Origin of the sequence: Pseudoalteromonas sp. CO342X, from assembly GCF_004208915.1 — a bacterium.
Lineage (GTDB): Bacteria > Pseudomonadota > Gammaproteobacteria > Enterobacterales > Alteromonadaceae > Pseudoalteromonas > Pseudoalteromonas maricaloris.
This window is the reverse complement of sequence record NZ_SGPH01000039.1, coordinates 102,148-126,193: the sequence shown is the minus strand read 5'-3', so window position 1 is coordinate 126,193 and position 24,046 is coordinate 102,148. Positions and strand designations below refer to the sequence as shown.

The 24,046-nt window shown below is 44.1% G+C and carries 17 protein-coding genes and 1 pseudogene; 9 read left to right on the top strand and 9 right to left on the bottom strand.

Annotated features, from left to right (window positions below):
- Positions 1–46: 46 nt before the first annotated feature.
- On the top strand, positions 47–922 hold the full coding sequence (locus tag EXT47_RS18670; RefSeq protein WP_039491681.1) for a GyrI-like domain-containing protein: 876 nt from the start codon (positions 47–49) through the stop codon (positions 920–922).
- 104 nt (positions 923–1,026) lie between these two features.
- On the opposite strand, the gene EXT47_RS18665 is transcribed toward EXT47_RS18670, so the two are convergent.
- On the bottom strand, positions 1,027–3,438 hold the full coding sequence (locus EXT47_RS18665) for a TonB-dependent siderophore receptor (RefSeq protein ID WP_039491683.1): 2,412 nt from the start codon (positions 3,436–3,438) through the stop codon (positions 1,027–1,029).
- A gap of 269 nt (positions 3,439–3,707) precedes the next feature.
- Complete coding sequence (locus tag EXT47_RS18660) at positions 3,708–4,613, bottom strand: sulfite exporter TauE/SafE family protein (protein WP_223193764.1); 906 nt, start codon at positions 4,611–4,613, stop codon at positions 3,708–3,710.
- A 252-nt stretch (positions 4,614–4,865) separates the two neighbouring features.
- On the opposite strand from EXT47_RS18660, the gene EXT47_RS18655 reads away from it, so the two are divergent.
- From EXT47_RS18655 to EXT47_RS18640, 3 genes and pseudogenes are all read left to right on the top strand, one after another.
- Positions 4,866–7,133, top strand: coding sequence for an aminotransferase class V-fold PLP-dependent enzyme (locus EXT47_RS18655; RefSeq protein ID WP_039491688.1), 2,268 nt, complete (start codon positions 4,866–4,868; stop codon positions 7,131–7,133).
- 268 nt (positions 7,134–7,401) lie between these two features.
- Positions 7,402–7,476 (top strand): annotated as a pseudogene (locus EXT47_RS18650) (DUF2256 domain-containing protein); the annotation flags it as partial.
- Between the two features lie 192 nt (positions 7,477–7,668).
- The gene (locus tag EXT47_RS18640) at positions 7,669–9,831 is read left to right on the top strand and encodes a TonB-dependent siderophore receptor (protein ID WP_039491690.1); all 2,163 of its coding nucleotides are present in this window, start codon (positions 7,669–7,671) and stop codon (positions 9,829–9,831) included.
- Between the two features lie 61 nt (positions 9,832–9,892).
- Here the strand turns inward: EXT47_RS18640 and EXT47_RS18635 are convergent, their stop codons facing one another.
- The 6 genes from EXT47_RS18635 to EXT47_RS18610 all read right to left on the bottom strand — a co-directional run bounded on the left by EXT47_RS18635 (position 9,893) and on the right by EXT47_RS18610 (position 17,691).
- Positions 9,893–10,396: a hypothetical protein gene (locus tag EXT47_RS18635; protein WP_130127296.1), complete on the bottom strand. Its 504-nt coding sequence runs from the start codon at positions 10,394–10,396 to the stop codon at positions 9,893–9,895.
- 87 nt (positions 10,397–10,483) lie between these two features.
- The gene (gene ltaE, locus EXT47_RS18630) at positions 10,484–11,494 is read right to left on the bottom strand and encodes a low-specificity L-threonine aldolase (protein ID WP_084204154.1); all 1,011 of its coding nucleotides are present in this window, start codon (positions 11,492–11,494) and stop codon (positions 10,484–10,486) included.
- 120 nt (positions 11,495–11,614) lie between these two features.
- Positions 11,615–13,363 (bottom strand): hemopexin repeat-containing protein, encoded by a 1,749-nt coding sequence (locus EXT47_RS18625; RefSeq protein WP_130127295.1) that lies wholly within the window; start codon positions 13,361–13,363, stop codon positions 11,615–11,617.
- A gap of 314 nt (positions 13,364–13,677) precedes the next feature.
- Positions 13,678–15,264: a sugar porter family MFS transporter gene (locus EXT47_RS18620; RefSeq protein ID WP_130127294.1), complete on the bottom strand. Its 1,587-nt coding sequence runs from the start codon at positions 15,262–15,264 to the stop codon at positions 13,678–13,680.
- Positions 15,265–15,270: 6 nt separating this feature from the next.
- Complete coding sequence (locus tag EXT47_RS18615; RefSeq protein WP_045990752.1) at positions 15,271–16,278, bottom strand: LacI family DNA-binding transcriptional regulator; 1,008 nt, start codon at positions 16,276–16,278, stop codon at positions 15,271–15,273.
- 69 nt (positions 16,279–16,347) lie between these two features.
- Positions 16,348–17,691 (bottom strand): GH1 family beta-glucosidase, encoded by a 1,344-nt coding sequence (locus EXT47_RS18610; protein WP_130127293.1) that lies wholly within the window; start codon positions 17,689–17,691, stop codon positions 16,348–16,350.
- 184 nt (positions 17,692–17,875) lie between these two features.
- Between EXT47_RS18610 and EXT47_RS18605 the strand changes: the two genes are divergently transcribed.
- From EXT47_RS18605 to EXT47_RS23900, 5 genes are all read left to right on the top strand, one after another.
- Positions 17,876–19,126, top strand: a complete 1,251-nt coding sequence (locus tag EXT47_RS18605; RefSeq protein WP_130127292.1) for a sugar MFS transporter — start codon at positions 17,876–17,878, stop codon at positions 19,124–19,126.
- Between the two features lie 3 nt (positions 19,127–19,129).
- The gene (locus EXT47_RS18600; RefSeq protein WP_130127291.1) at positions 19,130–21,670 is read left to right on the top strand and encodes an exo 1,3/1,4-beta-D-glucan glucohydrolase; all 2,541 of its coding nucleotides are present in this window, start codon (positions 19,130–19,132) and stop codon (positions 21,668–21,670) included.
- 239 nt (positions 21,671–21,909) lie between these two features.
- Positions 21,910–22,314 carry a DUF1801 domain-containing protein gene (locus EXT47_RS18595; protein ID WP_130127290.1) on the top strand — a complete coding sequence of 135 codons (405 nt, stop codon included), beginning with the start codon at positions 21,910–21,912 and terminating at the stop codon, positions 22,312–22,314.
- Between the two features lie 273 nt (positions 22,315–22,587).
- A complete protein-coding gene (locus tag EXT47_RS18590; RefSeq protein ID WP_130127289.1) occupies positions 22,588–23,127 on the top strand; it encodes a YqcI/YcgG family protein in 540 nt (179 codons plus the stop codon).
- 31 nt (positions 23,128–23,158) lie between these two features.
- A complete protein-coding gene (locus EXT47_RS23900) occupies positions 23,159–23,320 on the top strand; it encodes a hypothetical protein (protein WP_162836402.1) in 162 nt (53 codons plus the stop codon).
- Positions 23,321–23,399: 79 nt separating this feature from the next.
- On the opposite strand, the gene EXT47_RS18585 is transcribed toward EXT47_RS23900, so the two are convergent.
- Positions 23,400–23,978: a LysE family translocator gene (locus EXT47_RS18585; protein WP_019647445.1), complete on the bottom strand. Its 579-nt coding sequence runs from the start codon at positions 23,976–23,978 to the stop codon at positions 23,400–23,402.
- Between the last annotated feature and the right edge of the window lie 68 nt (positions 23,979–24,046).

The following is a 24,046-nucleotide window of genomic DNA, read 5'->3' as shown; positions in this document are numbered from 1 at the left end:
GTTTCGGAGTTGTAATTGGCCGTATAAACCAACAACGAAGTGAACAATGACTAGAAAAGCAACGACCCTGAGCCATTACACTACTCGCTTAAATACTGTTATTGATTACATCTATAACAATATTAATCGCGAACTTGATGTGATCACGCTTGCTGATCAATGCCATATGTCGACTTATCACTTTCACCGTGTTTATCGCTCAATCGCAGGGGAAACCATCAATGCAACCGTGAGAAGAATGCGACTACATGTTGCAGCAGGTATGTTAATTCGCACCCAAGACTCCATTGCAAAGGTGGCTGAGCAAACCGGCTACGCAAGTATTGAAGCGTTTAGCCGAGCTTTTTCTCAACGATATAAACAACCACCTAGCCTATTTCGCCAACATGAACAGGCCAAGGCAAAAGGCTGTGCGGCCGAGTTTTATATCATTAAGGTAGATGAGGATTCGAATATGTTTAATGTAGAAATAGGCAGTAATGAGCAAATGATGTTAATCGGACTTGAGCACCATGGCGATTACATGCAAATCGGTCAAGCATTTGAGAAGTTAAACGTACTGGCGCAGCAACAAGGCTTATTAGGTGAAGATACGCGTTTCTTTGGTGTGTATTTTGACGACCCAAAAACCGTCGAGGAAAGCAAACTGAAATCAATAGCAACAATTTTGGTGCCAAAGACAACAGCATCTCTCCCAGAGGGGCTTTGTGAATTCGCCATTCCATCGGGCAAAACCGCTAGCCTACTTTACCAAGGTGACTATGCTTCTCTTGAAACGCCTTACGAGTATCTGTTTGGACAATGGTTACCTAACAGTGAGTTTGAACCTGCCGATGTGCCTGTTATCGAAGAGTACTTAAATGATGTCAGAGATACACCACCACACGAGCTTCTTACTCGTATCACTTGTTACATTAAATAACTGCTTTTTATCCTGTTCAGGGGTTAACTGATCTAAACGTGACTAAGCATCGACTGCTTAGAAAGAAAAAGGAGGGACTTCCCTCCTTCTTCTTTGTGAACCAATTAGAACCTATAGTTAAAGCTCAGCTTAGCATTACGTTCATTACCAGGCATGCCACCTAGGAACAATGCTTTACTGTAATAACGCTCATCAGTTAGGTTTTCAAGGTTGAGCTGAATATCGAACTGTTCAGCATCGAACTTAATTGCAGCATCCCAGCGGGTATAACCATCAATGGTTGCCGTAGGCAGACCGAAAGAAACAGAGTTAATTGTTCGTTCACTCTCATAGTTAATGCCAAGACTGTACTCCAATGCACCACCAAACCAATCAATAGGTTGAGTATACTTCACCCACGTGCTGGCAAACTTTTTCGGCACCCCTTTCATTTGACCTGAGCGCGCATTCGAACGGATCTCAACCGCATCTTGATAGGTTGCGTTCATGTTCACACTGATTTGGTCGTTCAATGCTAAATTTAAGTCAAGTTCTACACCTTTTGACTCATCTTCATCATCAAAGAAATAACGTGGAACACTCACATTGTAGTCTTCACCAGGCTGCTCGTTATACTCTGGGTTGTTATACATTAGGTTTGTGCGTTTAGTTTCAAACCACACTAATGACCCCAATAAATCTTCGTCAAACGCAGTAAAACGCACACCAATATCTAACGTTTCAGATTCCGAGTCAGGTCTGTTTTTACGGTTCGCATCAGCTTCATTTTCTAGGCTACCCAGTACACTGTATGCAGTACGACCCTTTGCCATATTTACAAAAGCAGAAAGCTGAGAAGTCACTTGATAATTCAAGCCAATATTATACGTCATACCAGCATCATCAGTGTCCAGCTCTTCACTCTCTTCAGGTGAGCGGTCAGTCCCTAAATGCTGATATTTTTGTTCAACGCTAGTATATGCAAGGCCAGCACGAGCAGTTAGTGCATCAGTGATATACACCACTTCTTGTGCACTAATGCCATACGCCGTAAGTGTTTTATCGTAGTTACTACGTAGCGATGGGTTATAATCCTCGAATTCGCCTGTCGGCCAGTTTGGCTCGCGAATATCTAAGATAAATGGAATTGAGCCTTTGCCATCGGCATCATATGCAGACCAACTTTTTAAGCGCATATCACGATTTTCATAGTTAACGCTAACTAAGTGCTCACCGCTCAAAGAACCCATATCCCAAGTTAACTGTAAATCAGCAAAGTACTGCCAAGTTTTTTCGCTGGCAACTTGACGGCGATACTCTTGACGGCGAGCTGCATAAGGATATAGCACATCATCAATCACAAGCGGGGCTCTTGGGTTTGCATTGATCACACCATTGCGCTCCCAATAAACATAATTATAAGCACCTGTTTGGCGAACAAAATCCGAATCGTAACTACGCCATAAGATCTGCTGGGTTAGCTTTGAGCTGCGATTTAAGTACCAATCATGACGAAGCTTTATCCGTAACTCTTCACCTTCATTTGGACGAGATAAAGGAGAAATAAGATTCCCATCGCCAAGATTGAAAGGCTTTAAGCCATCGCCAATACGGATTGACTCAGCAAGTTGCGCGCGCTGTTCATCATTCAGTTGTACACCTAACCACTTACCTTTCTCAGCATCATATTGTGGGTCATTTGGCAAGCGATCAGCTGTAACCAGTCCTGGTTGCCCAGTAATGCTATCCCAGTTAATAATCCGTACCGGATCGCCAATTGAATCTACTTGTTGCGAATCATCAATATAAGCCGTTGAAAGTAAAAATGAGTGCTCGCTGCTTGGGTCGAAACGTAAGCTTGCATAGATTTCGTCTCTATTAGATTCTAGATCTCGATAGCCGTCGCTACGCTCATGATTTGCAACAACACGGTAGGCAAGCTGGTCAGTAATTGCATCTGTAAAATCAACGCCCAAGCCATAAGTATTCCATGCGCCCACTTTACCGTTAATTGAGAGCGCCTGTTCAAATTGTGGCTTTTTCTCGACTAAGTTGACTACACCACCTGCTGCACCAATACCATAAAGGCCAGTAGCAGGACCTTTTAACACTTCAATACTTTCGATGTTGGTTAAGGAACGTGTTGGGTTAAAGCTGTTCCCTAAGTCAGCACCACCATACATACCATCATAGGTATAGTTTACGCCTAAACCACGAACCATTAGCGAATCACCAATACCGTAGTTATTACCAGCCTGAGATAAACCACTTACGTTGCGTAGTGCTTCTTGTAAAGTCGCTGCGCTTTGCGAATCTAGTAGCTCTTTGTCAACAACAACAACCGCTGCGGGGGTCTGCATAAGATCCATATTAGACTTAGTTGCAGTTCCAGATTGCAAAATAATTTTATTATGTTTGCCATAGACACTGATTTTTTCTATGTCTTCAGAAGCGAAAGCCGTTGTGCTTGCACCAAGTAAAGCCAACTTAACCGCAACGCATGAGGCGGAAAGAACAGAAGAGCGAGAGTATTGCATTTTTTAACTCCAAACTACGCAATTGGATCTTTCTGAAATAGCCACGAATACCTATTTCAGAAAATAATTTATCAGAGAAGGGGCGAAGTTTAGCAAAACAATAGTAATGATAACAACTATCATTTACATTTTAAATTTGTAATGTTTTTTGCAATACACGCAAAGATGATAATAAAGTGTAACGGATGGATATTTTTATTTAGCGAGAGTAATCTAACTTCGTTATTTCCTCGCTTCGCGGCTTACCCCATTTTGTAAACCGCATTAGATTAAAACAATCCTAGCAGCGTCGGATACAACTCATAACAGGTAAAGCTCACTTCAAGCCCAATCAAGACTAAAAGAAAACTGACCAGATGCCCTACTTTTACTTTTGAACAAACATAAGCCCCTAACGGAGCACCAACGACCACAATCGGTATTGCCGCTAGCAAATAGCCGTTTATTTCACTGGTGATCGTATTGAGGTGCCACGCATTGATGCTACTTCCGATCAATGAGGTAAACGTCATCACCACGACAGAGGTTGCAGTCGCCTTTTTCACATCTGCATTATAAGCAATCACCAACAAGGCAAAGAGCGCAATATCTGCACCCGACCCTACTAATCCACTCGCGATACCTCCGATTAACGCTACGGCCATAAAGCGTAGCATTTTAGGCTGGATAAACTCACTGCTTGGTTGGTGATGTGCCTTACGCCACCATCTCAAAATCAGTGTTAGTGCAAAGCAGAGCAACAAAAAACTAAAAATAGACTTAACGAGAAGCCTTGGTGCCAGAGGCGCGATATACAATAGGCTGAGCGTTACACCAAGCGCAGCCATTGGCAACGCCATTAAAATAACGTTTTTATATACCGGAATACGGCGACAGAAAATAGTAATGGTCGCGGCCGTCATACCAAAGCTTTGTATCGCGAGAGAAAATACCTTGGCAGTAGCGGGGTCTATGTCTAATAATTTAGTCATCACAGGAAACGCAACGGCGCCACCACCTAATGCCGTTCCACCAGCCACAAACGATCCCAACGCCATGGTAAGCGCAATATGGGATTCACTGATAATTTGGCCAAGTGCCTGATAAAAGCCTTGTAACCAGATCAACGTAGCGTACACACCCAGTGTAAAAAATAACGGCCACATTGTCGGTTTTGTTATTCGTTGCAACATCATTCATCCATTACTCTAAGAGCCTTTCCTTACCATTACAGTTACCTTGCTCGCATTGCCTTTGAGCGAACGCAATTAAACATGATGAGCACATTTTTTTCAAATTAATTTTACATTAAACGTCACTCTATCTAGTCTGCAAGAAACACATCCTCAATAGTTGAAACGTACGCCTATCTCCCTTATTATAACTATAAATAATTACTTATTACTTTTTGTTATATCGGTAATTTGCTTATACCTAAAGGCTCAGTCATGACAGTAGAAACGGTGTTACCTCAAATATATCTAGATGCTAATGCAACAACCCCTGTATTAGAGCAAGCAGCAGACGCAGCATTGGTTACCATGAAAACCATGTTTGGCAACCCCAGCAGCAGCCATATTACAGGCCTTCAAGCGAAGCAACTGATGGAGCACACTCGCCAAAAAGCACGTGCTGTTTTAGGTTCTGGTCATGGTCGAGTGATCTTCACCAGCGGCGCAACCGAGGGCATCCAGACCGGCATACTATCAGCCCTTTGTGAAGCAAAAAAGAAGATACAGCCAAACAAAAAATATACGCTACTTTACGGGGCTACTGAACACAAAGCAGTGCCTGAATCACTCAAACATTGGAATCAAATTTTAGAAATTAATGCCGATGTCAAAGCCATCCCGGTTGATGGTGTAGGTAATCTGGATTTAGCGTTTATCGCCAGTGAAGTGCCTAATGCGCTAATGATTTGCACTATGGCTGTTAATAATGAAACCGGTGTATATCAAGACCTGAACAAATTAGAAGAAGTAATAAGAAAGCATAATTCAGATATTTTTTGGATGGTTGACTGTGTGCAAGCCCTGGGAAAACGCAGCTTAAACCTAGCAAGAACAACAATTGACTATGCACCTTTTAGCGGCCATAAGCTATATGCACCAAAAGGCATCGGTTTTGTTTATATTCGAGAAACCGCGCCGTTTACGCCATTTATTGCAGGTGGCGGTCAAGAGAGCGGTTTGCGCTCAGGAACAGAAAATTTGCCTGGCCTTGCCGCACTGAATGTGATTTTTGACGAACTGCTAAAAGAAAATGACAGCCAATTTGCAAGCGTAGATAAACTACACGATTTTCGAAATCAGCTGGCACAAACACTTAAAGATGCGTTCCCGACAATTGTATTTAATAATCAATTCAGTAATAGCGTTCCAACTACACTAAACTTTGCAATTCCGGGATTTAGCTCAAAAGAAATCATGGATTTGTTCGACGCAGCAAACATCCGTGTCAGCTCGGGTTCAGCGTGTAGTTCAAAGGTAACGCGCAGTTTTGTGCTAGATGCCATGGGACTCCCTGCATGGCAAAGCGAATCGGCTATTCGACTGTCTTTTGGCCCCGCCACAACCCAAACTGAAATAGACGCGGCGTGTGAGCGCATTCTCCATTGTGCTCAGGCACTCGGTCACAGCTGTCTCATGCAAGCGGCGAATGGCGTTAACAATAAAGAAGCACTTGACGGCCTAGTACAATTTAAAGTAGGTGGTGCATGCTGTTGGCTGTTTGCAGATAAGCAGTCAAAAACGGCGATTATTATCGATCCACTTCCTGAGCTGGTAGAACGTCTTAATACGATACTGGAATGCCAGCAGCTGACACTGCTCGCCGCACTTGATACTCATGGGCACGCCGATCACGAATCGAGTCGAACCGCACTGAATTTACCAAAGCAAGCATGTGACCATTTAGGCTGGCCTACTCAAGCTACACACATTGAATTTAAAGGCCAGTCACTTGAAGCGCTAGTTATTGGTCACTACCGCCTTGCCAAACTAGCCACCCCTGGACATACGGAAGATAGTCTCACCTTTATGCTATTGGAGCAACAGCAAGGTGAGTACACCATTAGATACGTTTTTTGTGGTGACCTAATCCTGATGGGAGCACTTGGTAGGACCAACTTCTCCACCAGCTCATCACAAGCGATGCTACACAGTATTCAGCTACTTGCTCAACTTATCGAAACCGATACTTTGTTATGTCCAAGCCACGACTACAACAATGAGTTTGCAACCACCCTAGCGGCAGAGTGTAATCGTAATTTGCTATTAAACAGTGTGCTTCAACATGACGTTGCAGTTGATGTATTTGTCGAGAAAAAGGCACAAATAGACAAAAATATTGTTGATGAGGCTGGCAGCGAGATCATGTGTGGCGCAACGGTTTGCAATAAAAACCAATTTGAATTGCACGAGTACACCACAAAAGAGCTCAATGCTCACATCGCTAACAACGAAGGTGTGCTGTTAATTGATATACGTGAACCGCATGAATATGCCCTAAACCACGACAGAGCATTTGATCAAAATGTGCCCCTCACCCGCCTTACTGACTTTATTTGCAAACACAGTCAAGACAAGTCGAAAGAGTTGGTGTTGGTGTGCCGCAGCGGCAGCCGTTCACAAGTTGCCGCACAAGCACTAGCACGACTCGGCTTTAATAATATCGGACATTTAAAAGGAGGGTATGCACTCATTCCATCAGCATAACCTGCCCTATTTCCTTTCTAAAGCCCCTACAGCGCTTGCTATGGGGCTTTTTTGATCTCACTTTTCATCACTACCGTATGAATACTAAAAATGACTAATACCAATTCGCTTAATTAAGTGATCTATTTTGAGGCGAGAAAATCTTGTCGATAACCTAGCGAAAATTTTGCTATTTAGTTGTTCTAAATGAGAAATTTTTAACGCAGTTAGCGTCAGATTTGCTCCTTCAAATTGAGCAAGTATTAAGACTAATTGATATAAACCTCAAATGGCTCATAAGAAAGTAAACCTACCTTATAAAGTATGCCCTATTTGCAAACGCCCGTTTTATTGGCGGAAAAAATAGCAAAGAGATTGGGAAAACGTTAAATACTGCTCAAAGCGCTGTGCAGCTGAGCACCGCCCAGATATAAGGCACAACAATACGTAGTCTAGAATAAAGCTTTGTAATATTTGCAAATTACAGAACAATAATATTGATAATCACTCTCATCTACAATATCATTTGCGCAAACTTAGATCATAGGGATTAATCATGCGCTCATTTAAATACAAATATCCAAGCCTTATAGCCAGTGTTGCATTGGCGTTGTCTTGCTCCGCAATTGCACAAGAGCAAACAAAACAAGATAAAGACGACATTGAAATCATCGAAGTTAGCCCAAGAGGTCTGATTTCATACGTTAGTGCTACTGCGTCAAAAACAGCAATTCCTATCGTCAAAACGCCTGTTTCAGTTTCAGTCTTAACAGCGCAACGTATTTCTGATTTAGGCGCAGAAACACTGCAAGATGCGATTGGGTATGTTGCAGGTGTTTATAATGGGCCATATGGTGTTGATACTCGAGGCGATTGGTCTAAAATTCGTGGCGTCGACCCCTTACTCTACGTTGACGGCCTGCAAAAGCTTTTTGGCAATTACAACAATACCCGTACGAACCCTTATGCGCTTGAAAGCGTAGAGATCTTAAAAGGCCCTTCATCAGTACTTTACGGACAGGGGTCTACAGGTGGTATCGTCAACGCAGTATCAAAATTGCCAAAAGCAGACACTGAAGGTGAGATCTGGGCACAAGTGGGCAACTACGACCGTAAGCAACTAGCACTTGATTACAACACCACATTTGGTGAGCAGCAAGAGTATCAGGCACGTGCTGTTGCCATGTATCGAGACAGCGGCACGCAGACCGATTATGTTGATGACAACACCCTGATGCTTGCACCAAGCTTTAGCTGGCTTGCTTCAGATGAAACTAAAATTACCTTGCTTGCCAACCTTCAGAGAAATGAATCAGGCTCTTCAACGCAATTCTTCCCGCATGAAGGCACTATTCTACCTGCAAAATATGGCCAAATTCCCAGTGAGCGTTTCGTCAGCGAGCCAGGCTGGGATAAATATGATACTGAGCAACAAGCGATCACCGCTATCGTTGAGCACAGCTTTGATTTAGACACACATATTAAGTTCTCCGGTCGCTACAGCGATAGTTCATCCGAGTACCGTACCATTTATTCTTGGCCACCAAAATTTGAAGCCGACAAACGCACTGTTAAGCGTATCGCCAGCCTCACCGATTCAAATGCACGTAGTATGACGATGGATCTTCAATTCCATAAATATTTGGAACTGGATGCGGTTAAACTCACTATGGTATCGGGTGTTGATTACCAAGATGCGGATACGGATTCTGATCGCGGCCGCGGCGTTGCTGCACCACTAGACTTATATAACCCAGTGTATGGACAAAGCACTGAGTTACCAACAACGGTTGTCGATAACCCAGAAAATACGCTAAACAACAAGCAGCTTGGTGCTTATGCGCAAGTTACTGCGGAAGTAAACAGCTGGGTACTCAATGCGGCACTTCGCTATGATGACGTTTCAAATCAGGTGCAAACGGTAGGTGCAATCAAAAATAGTCAGAATGCCACAACAGGTAGGATCGGTGTGCTTTACCAATTTGAGAATGGCATAGCACCCTATGCTAGCTATTCTGAATCATTTAAGGCTGTATTTGGACAAAAACCACAAGGTGGCGCATATAAACCGCTTGAGGGCGAGCAAGTTGAACTTGGCTTGAAATATCAGCCAACGGGTACTGAACACCTTATCACTGCTTCTATATTTGAAATTAAAGACAAAAATCAAATACGAAAAGTTTCCCCTGAGTTTGAAGTACAAGACGGTGAAATTGCAGTAAAAGGATTAGAGCTTGAAGCCCAGCTTGAATGGCAGCACCTTGATATCTATGCCGCTTACTCTTACTTGGAAACAGAGCAAGACGTTTCTCCGCTATCATCCACAGAACTCTATGTAGCACAGGACTTGGTCACGTTAATCACAGATGATACTCAGCTCTCGGCAACACCAAAGCACTTAGCTTCAATTTGGGCAACGTACCGCGCAGATGAATGGCTTCCTGGGCTTAAGTTTGGTGCCGGTATCAGACATGTGGGAGAAACTTATGATGGCAGTCGTACAGTTGAACTAAACGGACAAACACTGCACCAGCAATTAGTGACCGACAACTTTACGCTTGTTGATATGATGATTGGCTATGACATTGAACAATATCAATTCAGTTTACAAGTCGATAATGTCAGCGATAAAACGGTGATTACCAGCTGCTTGTTCCGTGGAGACTGTTTTTACGGACAGCGTAGAACCATCAGCGCCAACGTAAAATACAAGTTTTAACGATTAAATTATAAGAACTAAATCGCCCTAGAACCGAGACCAATGGTAATAGGGCGATGACTTAAAACTGATAGCTAAAAATTAAACTGCCATCAGCACGCTCAACGTTATGTCTATCACTTTCACCATAACCTGCAACCAATTTAACCTGCCAACCTGGTTGATTGATACTGGTAAAATAGTAGCTATAACTTACACCGATACCATTTGTCGTTTCACTATCAAAGAGATCGATAAGCGGCTCGAAAATATCACATACAGTGCCCTCTTCTTTACATACTGGACCTGCATCTCTCGCCCCTAATGCGCCAAGCACCACACCTAAAGCATGTTTGTTGTTTTCAGATATCGCTTTTTCATAACCGACAGAAAACCCATCATCTAAACCGAGGAGATAATTCCCATACCATCGACTATTACTATCGGCTTGTGGAAGTGACAGTTCAATTTGACCAAAAAATGGATAGCCAGTACCAGCAGAAAAATCGACCGAATTGGCAACACTTGCGGTGCTGATTAGCAAAGCAGAAATACCAAAAGTGGTCTTTATCAACGAAGAGAACATTAAATTTTCCTTATATAACTTTCGCACAAAACTAGCAGCAATCGTTCCCAAATAGAACACACCAAATGTAAATAAGTGTAATACCTATCACATCAACAAATTAGTGAGTTCTGCTATTAGCTCATCCACATCGGCGCGATTCACTCCCATATGCGTCACAAATCGCATGCCTTGATATCCTGGAGTGATATTAATGCCCTTTGCCTTTAACTGCTTTGCTATCGTAAAAAGATCGATGCCGGCTTCCACTTCCGCGAAGATAATATTTGTCTGTACTAAGTGCTTGCATGGCTTAAACCCAGGCAGTTGCTCAAGTTTATCAGCTAAATATTGCGCGTTTTGATGATCTTCCTCTAGACGCTCTACATTATGTTGCAAAGCATAAAGACCAGCAGCCGCGAGCATGCCCGCCTGACGCATGCCGCCACCAAGCATTTTTCTAAGCCTTCTCGCCTTTTCTATCAATGCTTTATCACCAAGCAATAAAGAGCCAATCGGCGCGCCAAGCCCTTTAGATAAGCAAATAGTAAATGAATCAAAGTGCTTTACGATTTCTGTGATATCAACCTTTAACGCGACTGCAGCGTTATAGACTCTTGCACCGTCAAGATGGAGCTTTAAGCCACGCTCGTCACACAGCGCTCTGGCTTGTGCGATATATTCTAGACTTAATACCTTGCCACCAATGGTGTTTTCTAAACTAAGCAGCTTAGTTTTCGCAAAATGAAAATTGTCAGGTTTAATCGCTTGCTTAATTCTTTCTAAGCAAATACTGCCATCTGTCTCGTTTTCCAATGGTTGCGGCTGAATAGAGCCAAGCACAGCCGCTCCACCCGCCTCAAATTTATAATTATGCGCCTGTTGGCCGCACAGATATTCATCCCCTCTTTCACAATGGCTCATCAGTGCAAGCAGGTTTGCTTGCGTGCCTGAGCTGGTAAAAAGCGCGGCTTCAAAACCATGACGCTCAGCGGCAAACTGTTCAAGTGCATTCACTGTCGGATCATCACCATAAACATCGTCACCAAGTGGCGCGTCAAACATGCTTTGTTTCATGGCGGGGGTCGGTTGCGTAACCGTATCAGATCTAAAATCCATCAATCTTATCCTTGTCAAAAGAGGAGCGCACAGCATAACTGAAAAACGCGCATTGAAGTATAAAACAAGATGAAAAAGGGAGTTGTTCACTCCCTTCAAGATCCGTTACTTTTGCAGCGTTTACTGCAACCCGGGCCAAGTACCGTTATCAATGGCTTTAGGATAACCCGCATCCACTTTGTCAAAAGTAATGCTATATCTTAGATAGCGACCGTCAGCTAAGAAGAAATAGGCACGCGTGTCGTTCCACTTTAATGCTGCACTTATCTTTGTCGCATAGGCACCAAGTCCCGGCCAAGTATTATCGTTGACAGCTTTGGGATACCCACTGTCCACTCGGTCATCTCCCAAGTCATAGCGTAAGTATTGACCATCATCTAGGAAGAAATACACCTTATCGGACGTCCAACGAAGGGTTGCGGTTATTTTATTTGCGTAGGCAGCAAGCCCCGGCCAAGTATTGTTATCAATTGTTTTAGGGTAACCTGCTCGTACCTTATCGCTCTGTACGTCGTAGCTTAGGTATTGACCATCCGATAGGAAGTAGTACACCGTACCACTGTCTTTATAAAAACTTGCACGAATTTGTTCTGCATAATCGCCAAGTCCCGGCCAGTTGCCATTAGTCACCGATACCGGATAGCCATCATCCGTTTTATCTAACACAGTATCGTAACGCCAGTAGCGTGCATCTTCAGAGAAAAAGTAGCTTTTAGTATTGTGCCACTGATGCGCCGCACTGAGTTTCAGCTCGGTAACTCGATAACCAACATGCACACCCTGTTGCTCAAAGCTATAGTTATTGATGCCAGATACGGGCTGCGGGTCTTGCCACTGGGCAACACCCGCAGGCAAAGTTTCAATCAGTTGATCATTTCGATAAACACGTGTTTGCGCATTCGCACCATTTAGCCACGTAAATAGTTTATTGGCATAATTGAGTTTACGAACCCCTAAGTCACCGTACATCGGCGTGCTTTCAAAACCCGCTTGCACATTTGTTTCAATGCCCATGTAAGATAAAATCGTCGGTACAATCGCTGTTTGTGCTGGATAGCCATATAAACCAGAGAAGTCGGTATTAGCAGGATTAACATCTTTTGAGCTAAATTCTTTATTCAACACTTTGTTGGTGGCGATAAAGATGGTTTTTTCCGGCTCAGTTTGCTCACCATGATGACAGCCAACAACCGGTGCACGGCCATGATCGGTCGTGACCATCACCAACCAGTTCTCACCGTTTTGCTCTCTTGCTTCAACCGCATCGAGCAATTTACCCAGTCGCTTGTCCGCATCTTCTACCGATTTATTGTAGGCTGAACCAAAGCATAAGCTGTGGCCCACAGCATCCGGTTCGTCTAAATGTAAAAAGACAAAATCTGGTGAGCCGTTATTTAATGTTGCCAGCGCTTTATTTAAATTATCATCATCGCTGCCTCCCTCCGATCTTCTGTCCATCAAGGCGACATCGTCACTGAAGAATTGCGTATGAATAGGTCCCCAAGTACTAAAACTTGAGATATCGGCGTTAGCATCATGTTCTGCGATGTAACGATAAAGGCTGGGATAGGCTTTGTTTGCTAGGCCTGAGTCGTTGCTCGGCACTTGATGCTTATTCACCCAAACCCCAGTTAAAATTGTCGCCCAACCAGGGCCACTTTTGGTTTTTTGCTGTGTTTGTGTTTTTGCTATCCCGCCAGTGTAAGCTTGAGTTAGATATAGGCGATCAAAGTTCGGCGTATTATTGGCACCAATTTTTTCGTATTGCAGGCCATCGATACCAATGAGCAATACTTTGTTTTCAAGTGCATCTGCACTTGCGGTAAATGAAAGTGCAAGTAATGCACTGCTAAGCACGGGTAATTTCATTATCTTTCCTTTAAATGTGAATTTCTGGACTAGTCCAAGGAAGATAATAAATCCCAAACATGAAAAATCGTTTACAAAAAAATTACATAGAGAAATATTTTATCGCGGGTTTTGCTAACTAACCTGAGGTTTGGATAAGGAATGTTCCAACTCATTGTTGCTAAAGCACAACTTAGTTTTCTCCTTATCTAGCCAGAGAGTTTTAGGGAAAACAAGGCGAATTTACGCACCAATAGCTGGCTATTGGAAGTGAATTCAACGCAGTTAGCGCTAAAACTGGCTGCTAGAAAGGCATTAATTATCCGCAGCTCAGGTTAACTAGGTTTCGCTTCCAAACTTTCGCTTAGCTGCTCCAAGCTCTTACCTTTGGTTTCTTCCACAAACAAAAATACCAGCGCAAACGAAAGCAATGAAAACAGGCTGTACAATAAAAAGGTGGTGCTTGCCCCTAAATATTCAAGCTCCCACGGAAACACCAATTGGACGGTAAAACTGGCGGCATTATTAATCACACCGACAACGGAAATCGCAACGGCTCGAATTGCATTTGGAAATATCTCCGAAAACATTACCCACATGACTGGCCCAAGCGACATCGCGAACGACGCAACAAAAAGAGAAATCCCAAACAGAACCAGTTTTGCTGGCATATTAATGCTGTGTGCGAAAATCACTGACTTGTATTGCCGGTACTCGTCTGCAGTTAAACGCTGCTTTATCGCGTCATTAAATGCAACGTCGGAGGTGAAAGTCTGGCCTAATATTGGCGCTAATGCATGCGCAGGAAAATCGGCTACTTCTGTCTTAATTTCAGCAATATGCGCTGTATTTAGCTGATAAGTTGCTTGCTTAAAGCCCCAGCTACACAGCGCCATACTAAAGCAAATGCCCGTTAATCCAATAAGTAACAACGGCCGCCGTCCGAGTTTATCTATGGTCAATAGCGCAACGATGGTAAAAACCACATTGATAAGACCAATCCAAATCGCTTGCATAAATGCAGCATCAGTACCAATACCGCTTTGCTCAAAAATGGTCGGAGCATAAAAAAACACCACATTGATCCCGGTGACTTGCTGCGCGACGGCAAGCACAATGCCTACCAGCAAAGGGACACGAAGTCGCTTACTAAACAAACTGCCCATTTTGCGCGCAAGCGACAAACTACTCAGTTGCAGTTTCGGTAACGCGGCTTGAATAGCATCAAGTTGCTGTTGTGCATTGTTGCTACCAAACAATCGCGTTAATGTGCGTTTAGCCTCTAGCTGCTGATCTTTCATCAATAACCACCGAGGACTTCGCGGCAATAACAGTAACAACAGAACCCAAGCCAGTGCTGGCAGCGCCTCAACACCAAGCATCCAACGCCATGTTTGACTATCTATTTGCCAACCAGACACCCACATTGCATCGCTATGACTGAGCTGAAGTAAGAAATAATTAGTGAAATAGGAGATAAATAGGCCAACGACAATATTGAGCTGATTAACCGATACCAAGCGCCCGCGCTGATCCGCTAAGCTGATCTCAGCAATATACATGGGCGCCACCATCAAGGAACAAAATGCCATTCCACCAATAAAACGCGCAATCACCAGTGCTTCAAACGAAGTCGCAAAAGCCGAGCCAATCGCGGAGACAAAATACAAACACGCGGTCATCAGCAATGTTTGCTTACGGCCAATGGCATCAGCCACCGGCCCTGCAATAAGTGTTGCGACCAATCCTCCTAAGGTAGGCGCACTCACGACTATCCCTTGCTGCCATGGGGTGAGCTTAAAGGCCTCGCTGATAAACCCAATTGCGCCCGAAATCACCGACGCATCAAAGCCAAAAATAAACCCGCCTAACGATACAATTAAGGTGTACTTCAATGCATTGGATATCGACAGGCTGGTCATCGCTTATTACTCTGCTTTTACGGCGATAGAATCGCGCAAGATTAAGGTTGGTGGGTAGAGATTTTCAACATCGGGTTGGTGCTTCTCTTTATACACATGCTTAAGTACCCAACGCGCGGCCGCATTGCCCATTTTACGAATAGGGTTATCTATGGTGGTGAGTTTTGGATAAAGATATTTGGTAAATAACACATCGTCAAAGCCTACAACGGAAAGCGCTGATGGGACATCAAGTCCTGCTTCTCTGGCCGCAGTCATCGCACCTGATGCCATCTCATCGTTTGCGCAAACCAAGGCACTAAAGCGCTGCCCTGTTTGCATTAAATGATTAAATCCCGCGATGCCATCGGTTTCATGATAACCGCCTTCAAATGAGAGCTTAGGATCAAATGACACATTGTATTCAGCTAAGGCTTTTTGATGACCAGCCAAACGCGCTTTGGCATCAAGCTTAAATAACGGTCCACTGATATACGCTATATCTCGGTGTCCGCGCTGCAATAGCGCCTCAGTCGCTAAGTATCCACCCAGTTCGTTGTCAGTATAAAAACAGCGCTCCGCCAACTCTGGAATGTGGCGGTTCACTAGCACCAGTTCTACATCTCGTCCCGCAAGCTCAATGAGATATTCATCACTGACTGCTTCTGCATGCACAATTAAAGCATCGCAGCGCCTATCCAATAAAAACTCGATGGCTTGTTGCTCTTTTTCTTCATCACTGTGGCCCGCAGCAATAATGGCATGTTTACCCGCCGTTCTCAGTGTACTCTCTATGGTGCTCATCATGTCACCAAAGAAAGAACCGTGTAGCTCAGATACCATAAGCCCCACACTGTTACTGCGGTTAGAAGCCAAAGATTGCGCGATGGCGTTGGGTTTATAACCTAACTCTGACATTGCCGCGAGCACCTTCTCTTTGGTTTTGTCACTCACCTTTGCATTGCCATTCATCACCCGTGACACCGTGGCTAATGATACCCCTGCAGCTTTTGAGACTTCGTAAATCGTTGCCATATCTATTACTTTTATTCCATCAGTTGTATCTGCGCACTATACCAATTTTGGCTAAAAATGCGCATAGTTTTAGACACTTGATTTACGCTCTAGCAGCATCGTTTGGTAGGCTTTTGCACTCGCCTTTAAGGTTCTTTGCTGAGTATGATAATCAACGTGCACAATACCAAAGCGTTGCGTATACCCCTCTGCCCATTCGAAATTATCCATTAAACTCCATGCAAAGTAGCCACGAATATCAACGCCCAGCTCCATAGCTTGATTAACCGCGAGCAGATGAGATTGGAAGTACGCCAGCCTTTGCACGTCTAATACTTCGCCATTTTCCATTTTATCGTCAAAGGCCGCACCATTTTCTGTGATATAAAGTGGTGGCAACTGGTACTCAGCATGTAACTCCCGAAGCAATGCACAAAAAGAGTCTGGCACGACTTCCCAGCCCATTGTAGTGAGCGTTTTGGCACTAGGCTCAACTTGTTCATACCATCCATTACCATCAGATTGATAAATATTTCGGGTGTAATAGTTCACGCCAAGATAATCAATGGGAGCAGCAATAATCTCTAAATCTCCAGCTAGCATATCTGGTTGTACGTCTCTCGGGAGCTGGGCAAGTAAATCTGGGTACTGCCCTTCAAGAATAGGCTTGATATACCAGTGATTACAGTAATCATCCGCAATTTTTGCCGCTTCCACGTCACAATGCGCTGTAGACACAGGATCCGCATTGGCAAAATTCAACACAACTCCATGGAGGCTATTTGGGCAATGCGCTCTTAACACTTGCATCGCTAAACCATGAGCAAGAAGCAGATGATGAGCTGCTTGTCGTCCCGCCGCTTGGGAGCGCAAGCCCGGTGCATGAATACCTAATTCATACCCCAAATGTGCACTACAAAATGGTTCATTTAACGTGGTGTACGCATACACTTTATCGCCAAGCGCTTTACATACCACCTCGGTATACCGTGCAAACGCTACAGCCGTTTCTCGATTCAGCCACCCGCCCTTATCCTCAAGCGCTTGTGGCAAGTCCCAGTGATATAGCGTGACAAATACTTTTAAGCCTTTAGCAACCAACGCATCAACCAATTTTTGGTAAAATGAAAGTCCAGCATCGTTAACCGTGCCATCATCATTCATTACTCGTGGCCAAGAAATAGAAAGGCGATAGGCGTCAACCCCCAAACTGGTTATAAGTTCAACATCTTGCTGCCACCTGGATATATGCTCACAGGCAATATCACCGTTACTACTATCCTTTATCGCGCCATCATGTTCACAGAACCTATCCCAAATTGACTCACAACGCCCACGCCGCTCACCTTCGATTTGAAATGACGAAGTCGCAACGCCGAAAATATAGTCTGCCTTCAACATGGCCGAGTGTGTTGGCAGGATAATTTTATTCATGGTTAATCGTTCCAAGTTATGTGCTCACGCCAAGGTACGAGCGTGTTGTGTTAGTCACAGTGCAAGGCAAAAACATTTTTTATTTGAATTCGTGTTCGCTTTCTGCAATCATCATTAAAATGTAAGCGCTTTCATTTTTATAAATGTAAGCGCTTTACCAAAAAAAATCAACTAGGAGTTTGTCGTGAGCGTACCGTCTCAACCACAGGTTTCAGCAGCAATCACCACAGGCCATACTGGTCAGTACCGATTTGCTTTAGGGGCCCTTACCTCACTATTTTTTATGTGGGGTTTCATCACTTGCTTGAATGATATTTTAATTCCGTACCTCAAAGGCGCGTTTGAGCTTAATTACACTCAAGCGATGCTGATCCAATTTTGCTTTTTTAGCGCCTATTTTGTTGTTTCGGTGCCAGCTGGCAAATTGGTTGGAAAAATCGGCTATCAAAAAGGCATTGTAACTGGATTACTTACCGCAGGCATCGGCTGTGTGCTTTTTTACCCAGCGGCTGAAAGTGGTATCTACGGCGTGTTTTTATTCGCGCTATTTGTACTAGCGGCAGGGATCACAGTGCTACAAGTTGCTGCTAACCCTTTTGTTAGTGTACTTGGCTCTCCCGAAACCGCCCCAGCACGACTCACCATGACCCAAGCCTTTAACTCTCTAGGTACGACTGTCGCCCCATTTTTTGGCGCCATGCTCATCTTCAGTGAGGGAAGCACAGTTGAGGTGGGCAATGCCAGCGCAACCCAACTGCCTTACTTGATGTTGGCAGCCATGCTAGCGTCATTGGCTTTGATCTTTGCCTTTATCAAACTTCCCCAGCTAAGTAGTACTACTGAGGAAGTCACCACAGGTGAAATCAAGGCATGGCAGCATAAACACTTGGTGCTTGGTGCAATCGGTATTTTCGTTTATGTTGGAGCTGAAGTGGCAATTGGCTCAACGCTCGTTAGCTTCTTACATCAACCGGACATTGGCAACATGACCGAAGCCCAAGCTGCAAAGCTCATCGCATATTATTGGGGTGGAGCCATGATCGGACGCTTTATTGGCGCGTTAGTCATGCAGAAAATATCGGGTCGAACCGTGCTTGCCTTTAATGCAGTCTGTGCATTTGCATTAGTGCTTATCGCAGTATTTGGCAGCGGTCAGCTCGCCCTTTGGAGCATTTTGGCGGTCGGGCTTTGTAACTCCGTGATGTTCCCGACTATCTTTAGCTTATCGTTGAATGGGCTTGGAAAACAAACGGCACAAGGCTCAGGTATTCTCTGTCTTGCTATTGTCGGCGGTGCAGTTATCCCGCTATTTCAAGGGATGCTAGCAGACGGAATCAATCTGCAGCTATCATTCTTACTGCCTGCTTTATGCTATATCTACATCGCCTACTTTGGATTAAAAGGCGCAACTCCTCAGCGTTTCAAGAGTAATTAAGACATGAAAACGAAAATAACCATGCTAAGTCTTGCAATGGCTATCGCAACCTTAACAGGATGTAGCGAAAGTCCAAATAAAACCAGTGTTGATACAGCTCGCCAAGTGGAAAACTGGCCAGCGCTGACTCCTGCTATCCAAACCGATAACAATCTAGAAGAAAGAATTCGGTCGATACTCGCTAAGATGACCCTGGAGCAAAAAATTGCGCAAATGATCCAGCCTGAAATTCGAAATATTACCGTCGCAGAAATGCGAGAGTACGGATTCGGCTCATACCTCAATGGCGGCGGTGCATTTCCTTACAACAACAAACATGCAACGCCTGCTGATTGGGTTAAACTTGCCGAAGCGCTTTATCAGGCATCGATTGACGATAGCCTAGATGGCAGCACTATTCCTACCATGTGGGGAACGGATGCGGTTCATGGCCACAATAATGTCATTGGCGCTACGCTATTTCCACATAACATTGGCCTTGGCGCAGCAAATAACCCAGATCTCATCGAGAAAATCGCCCACATTACCGCAAAAGAAGTGTTAGCCACCGGAATTGATTGGATCTTTGCCCCAACGGTCGCCGTGGTACGTGATGATCGCTGGGGACGCACCTATGAAGGATACTCGGAGCATCCCGACATCGTAAAAGCGTATTCCAGCGCCATCGTTAAAGGCTTACAGGGCGACCCTAAAGCGGACTTTCTTGGTAAGAACCGCGTGATCAGCACGGTAAAGCATTTTGTCGGCGATGGTGGCACAGTTGATGGTGACGACCAAGGCGACAACATCGCCTCTGAAAAAGCATTAATTGCACTTCACGCTCAAGGCTACGTAGGTGGACTTGAAGCCGGAGCACAATCGGTGATGGCGTCGTTTAACAGTTGGCATGGCGAAAAAGTGCATGGCAGTCATTATTTGCTTACCCAAGTGCTCAAAGAGCGAATGAATTTTGATGGTTTTGTGGTGAGCGATTGGAATGGTCACGGCCAAATAAAAGGCTGTACGAACGACAGCTGCGCAGAGGCCATTAATGCCGGCATTGATATTGTCATGGCACCGAACGACTGGAAAGCCTTGTACAACAATACGCTAGCGCAAGCAAAAAGCGGCGCTATTGCGCAGTCTCGCATTGATGATGCAGTAAGTCGTATTTTAAGAGTTAAACTCCGTGCGGGACTTTTTGAAAAACCAAGTCCTGCAAATCGTCCATTGGCTGGCAACTCAGAAATCATTGGCGCAGAGTCGCACCGTAAAGTCGCGCGCCAAGCCGTACGTGAGTCACTGGTTTTACTCAAAAACAAAGATCAGCTATTACCACTTAAACCGAACCAACATATTTTGTTAGCAGGCGATGGTGCCGACAACATCGGCAAACAATCGGGCGGTTGGAGTATTACTTGGCAAGGTACCAACAACACCAATGCCGACTTCCCGGGCGGTACTTCTATTTATGATGGTATAAAGCAGCAAGCAGAAGCGGCTGGTGGCACCGTCACATTAAGTACTAGCGGTGATTTCGAAGATAAGCCTGACGTTGCTATTGTGGTATTTGGCGAAGATCCCTATGCAGAGGGCCACGGTGATAGAGCAACACTTGAATACAAACCGTCTGATAAATCTGATCTCGCATTACTCAAACGTTTTAAACAAGCAGGAATTCCTACAGTGGCAATGTTTATCAGTGGTCGCCCAATGTGGGTAAATCCTGAACTCAACGCATCCGATGCATTTGTGGCAGCATGGTTACCGGGGTCTGAAGGAATTGGGATCAGTGACGTATTACTTGCCGACAAAAACGGCCAAGTTAAGTATGATTTTACTGGCAAGCTTAGCTACTCTTGGCCAAAAACGCCGACACAAATCGTAAATTACCAAGATAAAAATTACGACCCGCTTTTACCTTATGGTTTTGGCTTACGTTATTCAGACCAAAATGTACTAGCAGATAATTTACCAGAGCAAATACAAACTCAGGCAAATCTCGCCAGCGGTGTAGACTTACTGGTAAGGTCAATCAATAAACCTTGGCAAGGCCATTTATACAGCAGTGCCGAAAATCAACTGATAAATGCCAACACCCATACGCTTGGTGGTATCAGCTACCGCACAACGGACAGAGAAGTACAAGAAGATGCCATTCAGCTACTTTTTGACGGTAGTCGACGCAGCGGCTTTAGACTCGCCAGTGAAAGCTACTTTAGAGAAGACATAAGCCCAAGTATTCCAACCGACAGCGCCCTTACTTTTAAAGTACAAGTTGATGCAGCGCCAGATAAATCGGTTTGGGTAGCGATGAGCTGTGAAGGCGAAGCGGATGCAAACGGCTCGTGCACCGCAAAAGTCGATATTGCTACGCAACTTCAAGCGATGCCTTTAGCCAAGTGGCAATCACTAAGCATTGACCTCAATTGCTTTGCAACCCAAGGCATGGACTTCACTAAAACCGTTGTCCCTTTCGAGCTTTCAACCGCTGGAATACTAGAGGTAACACTGTCTGAGATACAGATCTCTTCAGAAGCATCACCGACACTAAGCTGCAATTAGTCCCCTTAACACGATGTGGGCACCAAGCCGTGTTCACATCGTTTTTTTAGTGTCTAATGAACCAACTTTAATGTGGACTAGAATTTAAGAAATCTAAGATAAGCCAATTGTCTGATGCGCTCGTTTGTTCTTTTTACAGGGCACAAACAAGCGATTTAAAAAGTCACACCAAGAGCACACTTGCCCTCACCAGCTCAATTTAATACTCTACTTTATGAGCTAACACCAAGGAAGCCAGAGTGTCAAACATAGCCGAACAAGTGATTAGTACCTATCCACCTGCTGCACAAGCAAAAATCAGGGCACTGCGTAGCCTCGTTATGCAGGTTGCCAGTGAGCAAAACTTTGGCGCGGTGATTGAGGCAATAAAGTGGGGAGAGTTAAGCTTTAGTGTTAAATCGGGTAGCCCTTTCCGTATAGCTTGGAAAGCCAAAACGCCTACTAACTATCACCTTTATTTTCACTGCCAAACGAAGCTAGTTGATACATTTAGAGTACTATTTTCCGACGAGTTACAGTTTGAAGGAAACCGAGCGATAGCCCTTAAACTGGAAGAAGACATGCCAGCCGCGCTACTCTACCGCTGTATCGCCATTGCAATGGACTATAAAAACCTCAAAAACTTACCTTTACTCGGACAATAACAACCAATCTGGGTAAACCTTGCCCGGAGCGAAAAACCCACCGTTACCAATTTTTACAACCGTGTACTTCTTACCTGAATAAAACGTGAAAAATTTACCCCATTAAAACACGAAGATTAAAAACCAATTAAATTCAATAAGTTAAACATTTAAATTTGTGGTTCGAGCCTTGCTTACATAGTGATAGATAAACAATGTAGATGCATTTCGCCATTCAGCATTGGAAACCACTAAAACCAACTAGCGCAAATAACAACATTAGGAGCATAAAACATGACACCACAACCCGAGCTGCAAGATAGTTTTATTGATTTCGTGAACAAGCAGCAATTTCCATGCATTTGTGGTGGTAATAGAGCCGAATTAGCGTTTAACCATGTTGAGGTTTTAGGTTTTGGCGATCTCACCTCAAGACACAACAACTTTAGTTTGATAACGAGCCTCTATTCTTTTGTCGAAAAGGTAGATTTTGACAGCATGAAAAGTGCCGCGTTTGTGGCGGTTTTTGAGCAGAGCCAAGACTTAGATGACAGCGACTTTAATAAGTCTGTTTGGCGTAAACTGCAGGAATTGCAAAACCTAGTTTCGCAGAACACTCCTAGAGGGCCGCATTCTCAATCGTCAGATTGCAGCAATAACTTTCATTTTAATTTGGATGGCGAGCCGCTTTATATCACTTGTTTAAGCCCTACAAGCGCATCGAGAAACAGAAAGTTTAAGTACCCAGCGATTGTTTTTAACTTAATGCCTCAGTTTGAGGTCCCACAGAGTTTCCGTGTCGTCGAATCACACGTAGAAACCCACAGAATTTAATGCACATTGTACCAACGGAGAGGAACTAGATATGAGCAACATCATGGTAATCGATTTTATTATTTACGTCGTCATTGGCATATTAACAACTTTGGGTTGTTTTGGCTTAATGAGTGCTTCAAGCGCTTATTCAAATCTAAGTAGCCCAACCAGTCGCACTAAGGCGAGTAAGCCTGCTGCAGTGCGGAGCTAAGCAATGCCGAATTCAAGCTTTGCTCCCTTTAACTACTCGCGGGAAAAGGGAGTATGCTTACATTTTTAAGCCACTCAAACTACTTACCGGCGGCAACTAAACCGGCGCCAAACCCAAAAAACACGCCACCGCTCACTTTGTTCATCATCGTCATACTCTTCGGTGACGACAATTTAGTCTTAGCAAGGCCAGAAAACACCGCATAAGAAATATGTACCATAAACACCAGCAGGCTAAAGGTAAAAACCAGCAACATAAATTGCGGCATAAAGGCATTTTCCACATTGATAAATTGCGGAAAGATAGACATAAAGAAAATAACAGCCTTAGGATTGGTGATCGAAACAAAAAAGCCTTCTAAAAAGCACTTTTTCATCGTACTTGCAGCAATAGACTTGCCTATTTTACTTTCACCTTTAGTTCGCCACATTTTGTAGCCTAAATAGAAAAGATATGCAGCGCCAATAAATTTAACGACCGTAAATGCCAACACCGAATTGGCTAAAATCACACCTAAACTTGACGCCGATACCGCGGCGACAATCAAAATCCCGAGCGCGACACCACAAATACCAGCTAAAGACTTGGCAAAACCTCTTTGAATTGAGTTATTGATAGTCAGCATCACCGCAGGCCCTGGTAATAAAATTGTCGCCAAGGCGACACCTACAAACAGCAAATAATTGTCCAAAACATCAACCCCGCAAACATGTCCGATTCACACTC

Excerpts from the sequence above, each read along its gene's own strand:
- EXT47_RS18625 (WP_130127295.1), bottom strand. The coding sequence starts at position 13,363 with ATGAAATTACCCGTGCTTAGCAGTGCATTACTTGCACTTTCATTTACC.
- EXT47_RS18660 (WP_223193764.1), bottom strand. The coding sequence starts at position 4,613 with ATGATGTTGCAACGAATAACAAAACCGACAATGTGGCCGTTATTTTTT.
- EXT47_RS18610 (WP_130127293.1), bottom strand. The coding sequence starts at position 17,691 with ATGAATAAAATTATCCTGCCAACACACTCGGCCATGTTGAAGGCAGAC.
- EXT47_RS18620 (WP_130127294.1), bottom strand. The coding sequence starts at position 15,264 with ATGACCAGCCTGTCGATATCCAATGCATTGAAGTACACCTTAATTGTA.
- EXT47_RS18615 (WP_045990752.1), bottom strand. The coding sequence starts at position 16,278 with ATGGCAACGATTTACGAAGTCTCAAAAGCTGCAGGGGTATCATTAGCC.
- EXT47_RS18600 (WP_130127291.1), top strand. The coding sequence starts at position 19,130 with ATGAAAACGAAAATAACCATGCTAAGTCTTGCAATGGCTATCGCAACC.
- EXT47_RS18590 (WP_130127289.1), top strand. The coding sequence starts at position 22,588 with ATGACACCACAACCCGAGCTGCAAGATAGTTTTATTGATTTCGTGAAC.
- ltaE (WP_084204154.1), bottom strand. The coding sequence starts at position 11,494 with ATGGATTTTAGATCTGATACGGTTACGCAACCGACCCCCGCCATGAAA.
- EXT47_RS23900 (WP_162836402.1), top strand. The coding sequence starts at position 23,159 with ATGAGCAACATCATGGTAATCGATTTTATTATTTACGTCGTCATTGGC.
- EXT47_RS18640 (WP_039491690.1), top strand. The coding sequence starts at position 7,669 with ATGCGCTCATTTAAATACAAATATCCAAGCCTTATAGCCAGTGTTGCA.
- EXT47_RS18665 (WP_039491683.1), bottom strand. The coding sequence starts at position 3,438 with ATGCAATACTCTCGCTCTTCTGTTCTTTCCGCCTCATGCGTTGCGGTT.
- EXT47_RS18655 (WP_039491688.1), top strand. The coding sequence starts at position 4,866 with ATGACAGTAGAAACGGTGTTACCTCAAATATATCTAGATGCTAATGCA.
- EXT47_RS18670 (WP_039491681.1), top strand. The coding sequence starts at position 47 with ATGACTAGAAAAGCAACGACCCTGAGCCATTACACTACTCGCTTAAAT.
- EXT47_RS18635 (WP_130127296.1), bottom strand. The coding sequence starts at position 10,396 with ATGTTCTCTTCGTTGATAAAGACCACTTTTGGTATTTCTGCTTTGCTA.